The organism is Galbibacter sp. (genome assembly GCF_048266365.1).
Classification (GTDB): domain Bacteria; phylum Bacteroidota; class Bacteroidia; order Flavobacteriales; family Flavobacteriaceae; genus Galbibacter.
The window spans coordinates 1-7,505 of sequence record NZ_JBLWZP010000029.1 but is presented as its reverse complement, the minus strand read 5'-3'; the positions used below and the strand labels follow the sequence as shown (position 1 = coordinate 7,505).

7 protein-coding genes are annotated in these 7,505 nt (G+C 37.5%); 4 read left to right on the top strand and 3 right to left on the bottom strand.

Annotated elements, in window-relative coordinates:
* Window positions 1-361 precede the first annotated feature (361 nt).
* The 3 genes from ACN0TV_RS16930 to ACN0TV_RS16920 form a co-directional block, all read right to left on the bottom strand.
* On the bottom strand, window positions 362-877 hold the full coding sequence (locus ACN0TV_RS16930; protein ID WP_417364507.1) for a hypothetical protein: 516 nt from the start codon (window positions 875-877) through the stop codon (window positions 362-364).
* A 176-nt stretch (window positions 878-1,053) separates the two neighbouring features.
* Window positions 1,054-1,581 carry a hypothetical protein gene (locus ACN0TV_RS16925; RefSeq protein WP_417364506.1) on the bottom strand — a complete coding sequence of 176 codons (528 nt, stop codon included), beginning with the start codon at window positions 1,579-1,581 and terminating at the stop codon, window positions 1,054-1,056.
* Between the two features lie 122 nt (window positions 1,582-1,703).
* On the bottom strand, window positions 1,704-2,840 hold the full coding sequence (locus tag ACN0TV_RS16920) for a tyrosine-type recombinase/integrase (RefSeq protein WP_417364505.1): 1,137 nt from the start codon (window positions 2,838-2,840) through the stop codon (window positions 1,704-1,706).
* A gap of 129 nt (window positions 2,841-2,969) precedes the next feature.
* Between ACN0TV_RS16920 and ACN0TV_RS16915 the strand changes: the two genes are divergently transcribed.
* The 4 genes from ACN0TV_RS16915 to ACN0TV_RS16900 all read left to right on the top strand — a co-directional run.
* On the top strand, window positions 2,970-3,326 hold the full coding sequence (locus ACN0TV_RS16915) for a hypothetical protein (RefSeq protein WP_417364504.1): 357 nt from the start codon (window positions 2,970-2,972) through the stop codon (window positions 3,324-3,326).
* Window positions 3,327-3,413: 87 nt separating this feature from the next.
* The gene (locus ACN0TV_RS16910; protein ID WP_417364502.1) at window positions 3,414-4,049 is read left to right on the top strand and encodes an SOS response-associated peptidase; all 636 of its coding nucleotides are present in this window, start codon (window positions 3,414-3,416) and stop codon (window positions 4,047-4,049) included.
* 147 nt (window positions 4,050-4,196) lie between these two features.
* Complete coding sequence (gene dinB / locus ACN0TV_RS16905) at window positions 4,197-5,411, top strand: DNA polymerase IV (protein ID WP_417364500.1); 1,215 nt, start codon at window positions 4,197-4,199, stop codon at window positions 5,409-5,411.
* A partial coding sequence (locus ACN0TV_RS16900; RefSeq protein WP_417364498.1) for a PHP domain-containing protein occupies window positions 5,411-7,505 on the top strand: 2,095 nt, incomplete at its 3' end. The genes dinB and ACN0TV_RS16900, both read left to right, overlap by 1 nt.

Genomic DNA, 7,505 nt, shown 5'->3' with positions numbered 1-7,505 from the left:
GTGTTAAATAATATAATAAACTTGACTTTCTCATTTTTTTTCAATAACTTCAGACAAACTGTTTAACGTTTTCAAACGTTCTGAGAGCGCGCTCTCAACGATTTCAATCGAACAGTTTGGCGCTTTAAAAATCTTCCTACGTCGATTTTAAAATCACATCATTTTTAGAAACTTAAAAGACCTCGAAGAAAGCTACAATGTTTGGTGGGTGACCGAAAGTCGGCAATATTAATCACAACGTGATTGTGTATGGTTAGTTGCGTGGTTAAGCAACTAAATTAGTAAACTTTTACGAACCCGTGAAAATTCCACAGGAATTTTCGCAAGTAGGCTAGAACCAAGCAATTAAATATACACGGTGTTATGTGCTGGCTTTTATTTCCGTTATTAATTTGTTTCCGTAATTCAGATTTTCAAAGAAACTTAATTGTCGCTCAAATAAATATCCATTTGCAATGAACTCCATTTCATAATCAGTCGTTTCGATATTCAGTTCCATTTGGTCAATTGAATATTCGTGAAGTCTAAATCTAAAATATCGAGCGTATAATTTAGAAACTCCGAGTTTTAATAAAATCCACATTGGTGACATAAAAAAAGGGTCAATATTTTCTTTTCCACGCTTTAGAGTTATTCCGATTATTTTTTCATTCGGAATAGGAATAGCCGTTAATTTATTGGAATAATTCGCACGTAATAAAATTCCGCCAGTTCGCTTTTCAAAGTTACATTTCGATTCCAGTTTCAGAGATTCAGTTCCGGTGTTTTTCGCTTTAAATAACTTTAAATAAAATCCAGTACTACCAATTGCTTTCGGTTTTTGTAAATCGATTTCAGCTGGTTTTCCAATCTGTTTTATTATTGATTGTTCAGTCATTTTGTTTTTAGTTCGAATCTTTCTTCAGCTTGCACATAACGTGTTTGTGTATGATTAGTGGCGTGTTTAAGCACCTAATTTAGCAAATAAAAACCGAATAGAAAATCCGCGAGGATTTTCGTAAGTAGGCGAGAACCAGCCATTAATTATACACGGTGTTCTACGCAGTTTTTTATTCAGCTTACCCAATTTCCGAAATTTTCTTTTTCAATCCATTTACCATTAATATATTCGTAAATTCTTTCTTCTCCGCCACCACAAAGTCCTCCGCAAACATTTCCGATTTGTATATAAGCAAGAGTATAGTTTTCGTTAAATATTGGTTTGGAAATAGAACTATAACCATCTGTACAATTATCTTCTAACCAATCCCAAAAACGAAATTCTCCTAATTCAGATTTACGTTCAAATTCTTTAAATTGAGATTGAGTTATTATGTTTTTTCCTTTTGCGATATCAGAGGTCAGAACGAATTGTTTATAAAGTTCAGATTGAAGTTTGTAATGTATAGTATCTTTAATTCCGAGATGGGTTTTTACATATTCATCAAAATCAGTAACCATTGGATAGTTAACACCTCTCGTTTTTTCGGTTATACAATTAGTTAATAAAAATCCTTTTTTTTCATCCTCAAAAATTTGAGTCAGAAGTTCAGTTGTTTTTTCCGAATCGAGTTTTTTTAATTCAGACACATTAGTTTTCAACTCCTTTTTGCAAGAAGTCAAAATCAAAGTTATAATTAGTATTTTGAGTATGTTTTTCAAATTGCGTAGAACATGTGTATATACGACATGACTATTGCTGCTATACCGCACATGTGCGCATGTCATGTGTTTTGTTCTTTGTCAAATGTAACCGATTCATACAAAGTATCCAAAGGACTCTTTAATGTTTTGTTATTAATACCTATAACTCTGGTGTAAACCTCAGTTGTCTTTGTGCTGGCGTGGCCTAGGGCACTTTGTATGTAGCGGATGTTCACTCCGCGCTCCATAAGGTGTGTGGCAAAACTGTGCCGAAGCGTGTGCGGCGTGCTCCACGGATTTGTATTGGTGGCTTTCACCGCACTTCTAAAAATGCTCTGTATGCTCTTGGAAGAATACTGTCCACCATCTTGGCCTTCAAACAGCCAATAAGCAGGTTTAAATTGTTTGTAGTATTCCCGCAAAAGCGCCAAGAGTATGGGACTCAATACTGTATGGCGGTCACGCTTGCCCTTACTGTCCTTTATAAAAATGTACCCATCATCGCTTCGAATATCCTTTACCCGGAGCCTAAGGACTTCGCCCACACGAAGGCCAGCGCCATAAATTATATGCAGGATGGCCTTGTGCTTCAAGTTTTTTGGGTGGTTTATTATTTGTATAACCTCTTCAATGCTCAGCACATTTGGTAGATCCTTGCTTTTTTTTGGGCGGGTAATGTTGTAGTACTCCCGGGGCATTTCCAGAGTATGTTCGAAATAGCATTTTATGGCATTGATAACCAGGTTCTGTTTTTGCTCGCTAATGCGGTGTTTGCTTATCAAATAAAATACATAGCCTTCAATCTGTTCTTTGGTAATGGTGCGCAGCTTCGCAGTTTCAAAATATTTGAAAAAATGTAACAGGTTGTGTTGATAATTGCGAATGGTTGCTGGGCTAAAACCTTTTAAAACCATTTTTTGTTGATTGCGGTCCAGTTCCTTCTGTATCTTTTCCGAAGGATCAAAACTGGGTAGCGCAGAAGGGGCTTCGGCGGTTTTCATCTTAAGTTTTTTGCCGAAAATCCTTTTTAAATGCATTATGTTTTCGGTTGTATTTACTATACTCCAAAGCTTTTGGTTATAGTGGTAAAAGGAGCCCTCCAGCTTCTTGAAAACCTCCCTTTCAGCCTGCATTTCATAGGGAATTTTAAGTTTGATGCGTCCGGCATTGGCACGAGGAGTATATAGTACTATAACAGTATTTTTAGAAGTTTCCATGATCAAAAAGAATTCCGTTAGTATCAAAATTAAAGAAAATAGAGCCCAACTCACTTAGGAGATGTGATAATAAAAGTGGTTAACCGTTAGGAACGAATAGCGTATATTTGCAATGATAGCAGTAGCTTCATGGACAGAAAGTGTAAAATATGCGAAAAACCACTGAAAGGGCGAACCGATAAAATCTTCTGCAATACCTATTGCAAAAACCAGTATCACAAACATCTTCGCTATGCATCCAAACAGGCAGCCATAGAAATAAACGGGTATTTAAAACGAAACTATTCCATCTTAACAGAATTGCTCGGAAATAATAAATCACAAGTCAAAGTATATAGAAACGTGCTTGAAAAGAAGAAATTCAGGTTCATGTATCATACCCATTTCCACATAAATTCACACAACAAAATGTTTCACTATATATACGACTTGGCCTGGATGGAATTTTCAGACGATGAAATCCTCATTGTTAAAAAACGAAAGTGATACTAACCCTAACCAACAACATCATGAACTACCCACTACCCACAACAAACAACCCAATTCTCATTTCATACTTTTTTCGTATTTTAAATGTCTAAAATTAATGCTATGTGCTATCACACTAAATTAACAGCTGAAAAAGAAGACATTGAAAAAGAATTTGAGGCTACATATTACGAACCAGAATCATATATACCTAAGGAGGCTATAAATGGTTTTGCTTTTGCGAAAAACCCAATAGTAATGGATGAAGATAAGGGCCATATTGTTATGGCCAATTGGGGCTTGATTCCCTTTTGGGCCAAGGATGATTCCATAAAAAAAATGACCTTAAATTCCCGTATTGAAACGGCAGCTTCTAAACCCGCTTTCCGCAATTCTGTAAAAAACCGTTGTTTGATTATTGCAGATGCCTTTTATGAATGGCAATGGCTCGATGCGAAAGGAAAGGAAAAGCAAAAATATATTATCAAGCCCACAGATCAGGAAATTTTTGGCTTTGCTGGCTTTTATAGTGAATGGACCAATCACCATAACGGTGAAAACATAACTTCCTATACAATTGCTACTACCGAGGCAAACGAGTTGATGGCAGAGATACATAACAATAAAAAGAGAATGCCCATAATCTTAAAAAAAGAAAATAGAAATGATTGGCTTAAAGGGGAAACTTTAGAAAACTTTCAGTTCCCCTACGAAGTTGATTTGATAGCAAAAGCAATATAAAATTAAACCATAGTTCAATTCTCCCCAGTAAATTAAACCCAGACATATATGCTATGTTTGGGTTTTCTTTGTAGAAATAATTAAATTCTTCAATATTTTAAAATGGAAATATTCCAAAATATGGAAATAATCCATAGTTTTGTATTGATGAAAAAATCCATTCTCCATCTTGATTTGGACACTTTTTTTGTGTCGGTAGAACGTCTATTGAACAGTGAACTGCTCAAAAAGCCTGTCTTGGTAGGAGGTACGGGAAGCAGGGGCGTGGTCGCTGCCTGCAGCTATGAAACCCGAAAGTACGGGGTTCGCTCGGGAATGGCAATGAAAATTGCACGACAACTTTGTCCCCATGCAATTGTCATTCGTGGCAATGCGGGTACCTATATGAAATACTCAAACCTTATCACTGATATTATCCGCGATTCTGTACCTCTCTTTGAAAAAACAAGCGTGGATGAATTCTATGTGGACCTTACAGGAATGGATCGTTTTTTTGGGAATTACAAATTCGCTTCTGAACTGCGCAGACGTATCATTAAAGAATCTGGTCTCCCAATTTCGTTTGGTCTTTCCCAAAACAAGATTGTAAGCAAGGTTGCAACGGGAGAGGCAAAACCCAATAACCAGCTAAAAATTGATTACGGTTTTGAAAAGGCTTTTTTGGCACCATTGCCAATCCGAAAAATACCGATGATTGGAAAGGTTTCTGCCCAAACATTAATCCACCTTGGGATTGATCGCGTAAAACTGATACAGGAAATGCCTGTGGAAATGCTTACCTCCGTTATGGGAAAGAACGGCCAGACTATTTGGAACCGTGCCAATGGTATTGACAATACCCCCGTAATACCGTATTGTGAGCGAAAGTCCATATCCAATGAACGTACCTTCAATCTGGATACTATTGATGTCCAAAAACTTCGCGATACCCTTATCGCTATGGCAGATACACTGTGTTATCAGCTTCGGCTTGGCAATAAAATGACGGGTTGTGTTTCTGTAAAAATTAGATATTCCGATTTCCAGACTTATAACAAACAAATTCGCATTCCCTATACAAGTGCAGATCATATTCTTGTGCCTGCCGTAATGGAACTTTTTAGTAAACTCTATGAGCGCAGGATATTGGTTCGGTTAATAGGGGTAAAGTTCTCCCATTTGGTTGGCGGCCATTATCAAATCAATCTTTTTGATGATAATGAAAAATCCCTTAATCTATACAAGTCTTTGGATCATATCCGAAACCGCTTTGGGGCAGGCAGTGTGATGAAGGCATCCACACTCGATGTGAAAACGGTAATATCTGGCCGTAATCCCTTTGATGGTGAACCGCCCATTTTATTGGCCCATAGAAATCAATAATGTATATCAATTGCCATACATATTACTCGTTGCGATATGGGGTAATGTCGGTACCCCAGTTATTGAATTTGGCTAAAGTGAATGCCGTTCAACAATTAGCCCTGACGGATATAAACAGCACTTCGGCCTGCTTGGAATTTAGTAGGGAAGCAACAAAAGAAAACCTTAAACCTGTGGTGGGGGCCGATATTCGTAACGGAAACACCCGATGTTATGTCTGCTTGGCAAAAAACAATAAAGGCTACTTGGAAATCAACCAATTTTTGACCAAGTTCCTTCATGCCAAAAAGGAGTTTCCTGAAATCCCACCTTCCTTTTCGGATGTAATAACTATAATTCCCTTTGAAAAAGTACTTGAATATGAACTGGAAACGTTTGCTCCGGACTGGCATATAGGTATTTCGGTAGCAGACCTCAACAAATTAAAATTCTCCCATCTAAAACAGCATACTGAAAAATTAGTGTTATTACAGCCAGTAACATTCAGCAATCAGACACATATAAATATTCATAGATTACTGCGCTGTATAGACCTCAATATTGTTTTAAGTAAACTCCCGGAAGCTGAACAGGGTACTGCCAAAGATAAAATGTATTCGCTAACCGAACTTGAACGTTTGTTTGAGGATTTTGAGCATATACTATCAAACACCCAAGGCATTTTAAATTCCTGTTCCATAGACTTTAAATTTGATGATACACGCGAAAATCAAAATCAATCCAACTATTTAAAAAATAACCAAGAGGACTATGATTATTTGGTTTCCTTAGTGGAACAACGATTGGAATCCCGCTATAAAACAATCAATTCTGCAATAAAGGAACGCATGGAAAAGGAACTTAAGGCCATTCGGCAAATGGATTTTGTGTCCTACTTTCTCATTAATTACGATATTGTTCAATATGCCATAAAAAATGATTATCCCTATATAGGGAGGGGTAGTGGGGCGAATAGTGTGGTAGCCTATATTTTGGGGATTACCAATGTGGACCCTATTGAATTGGATCTTTATTTTGAACGGTTCATCAACCTGTATCGTTCCTCACCGCCTGATTTTGATATAGATTTTTCTTGGAAGGATAGGGATGATGTTACCCGCTATATTTTTGAACGTTTCCCAAATACTGCCCTTATGGGTACCTATGTAACGTTTCAATTCAAAGCAGTTATTCGGGAACTTGCAAAAGTATTTGGATTGCCAAAAGCTGAAATTGATGCTTTTTTAAATGGCAATAGAGAGAACAAAAAAAACGATCATTATTTTAAATTGGTAATAAAGTATGGTCATCTTATCCATGGTTTTCCAAATTATCTAAGTGTACATTCTGGAGGCATTGTTATAACAAAAAATCCTGTACAAGCTTATTGTGCCACCTTTATGCCCCCGAAAGGGTTTCAAACTTTGCAAATTGATATGCATATTGCGGAAGCAGTGGGTATTTTTAAATTTGATATCCTTGCCCAGCGTGGGCTTTCAAAAATTAAGGATGCAATTCAATTGATCAAGGAAAATCAACCAGAAGCCCAGATCAGAGACATTGACGATACCACTCCATTAAAAAATGATCCAGCGATTAACAACCTCCTAAAAGTAGGGGATTGTATGGGGGTATTCTATGTTGAATCCCCTGCCATGCGCACCTTGATGACCCGCCTGCAAACACAGGACTATTTGGGTTTGGTCGCTGCCAGTTCCATTATACGTCCAGGTGTAACCAATGGGGGAATGAAAAATGCCTATATAGAACGACATCGTTTTCCAGAAAAAAGGTCAGAGGCACATCCCGTTCTTTTGGAAATAATGCCAGATACCTACGGCGTGATGGTCTATCAGGAAGATGTTCTAAAAGTAGCACATTATTTTGCAGGCCTAAGTCTGGCCGAGGCAGATGTTTTACGAAGGGGAATGAGCGGCAAGGGCAGGAGCAAGGAACAATTTGACGCCCTTGAAAAGAAATTCTATGAAAATTGTAAAGGGAAAGGATACACCCAAAAAGTAATTGAAGAAGTTTGGGATCAAATCAAAGCCTTCGCGGGTTATGCTTTTGCCAAGGGACATTCCGCAAGTTATGCAGTGGAAAGCTATCAAAGCC

What these genes read in the sequence shown, in the direction of transcription:
- ACN0TV_RS16930 (WP_417364507.1), bottom strand. Translation starts at nt 877, where the DNA reads ATGACTGAACAATCAATAATAAAACAGATTGGAAAACCAGCTGAAATC.
- ACN0TV_RS16915 (WP_417364504.1), top strand. Translation starts at nt 2,970, where the DNA reads ATGGACAGAAAGTGTAAAATATGCGAAAAACCACTGAAAGGGCGAACC.
- ACN0TV_RS16910 (WP_417364502.1), top strand. Translation starts at nt 3,414, where the DNA reads ATGTCTAAAATTAATGCTATGTGCTATCACACTAAATTAACAGCTGAA.
- dinB (WP_417364500.1), top strand. Translation starts at nt 4,197, where the DNA reads ATGAAAAAATCCATTCTCCATCTTGATTTGGACACTTTTTTTGTGTCG.
- ACN0TV_RS16920 (WP_417364505.1), bottom strand. Translation starts at nt 2,840, where the DNA reads ATGGAAACTTCTAAAAATACTGTTATAGTACTATATACTCCTCGTGCC.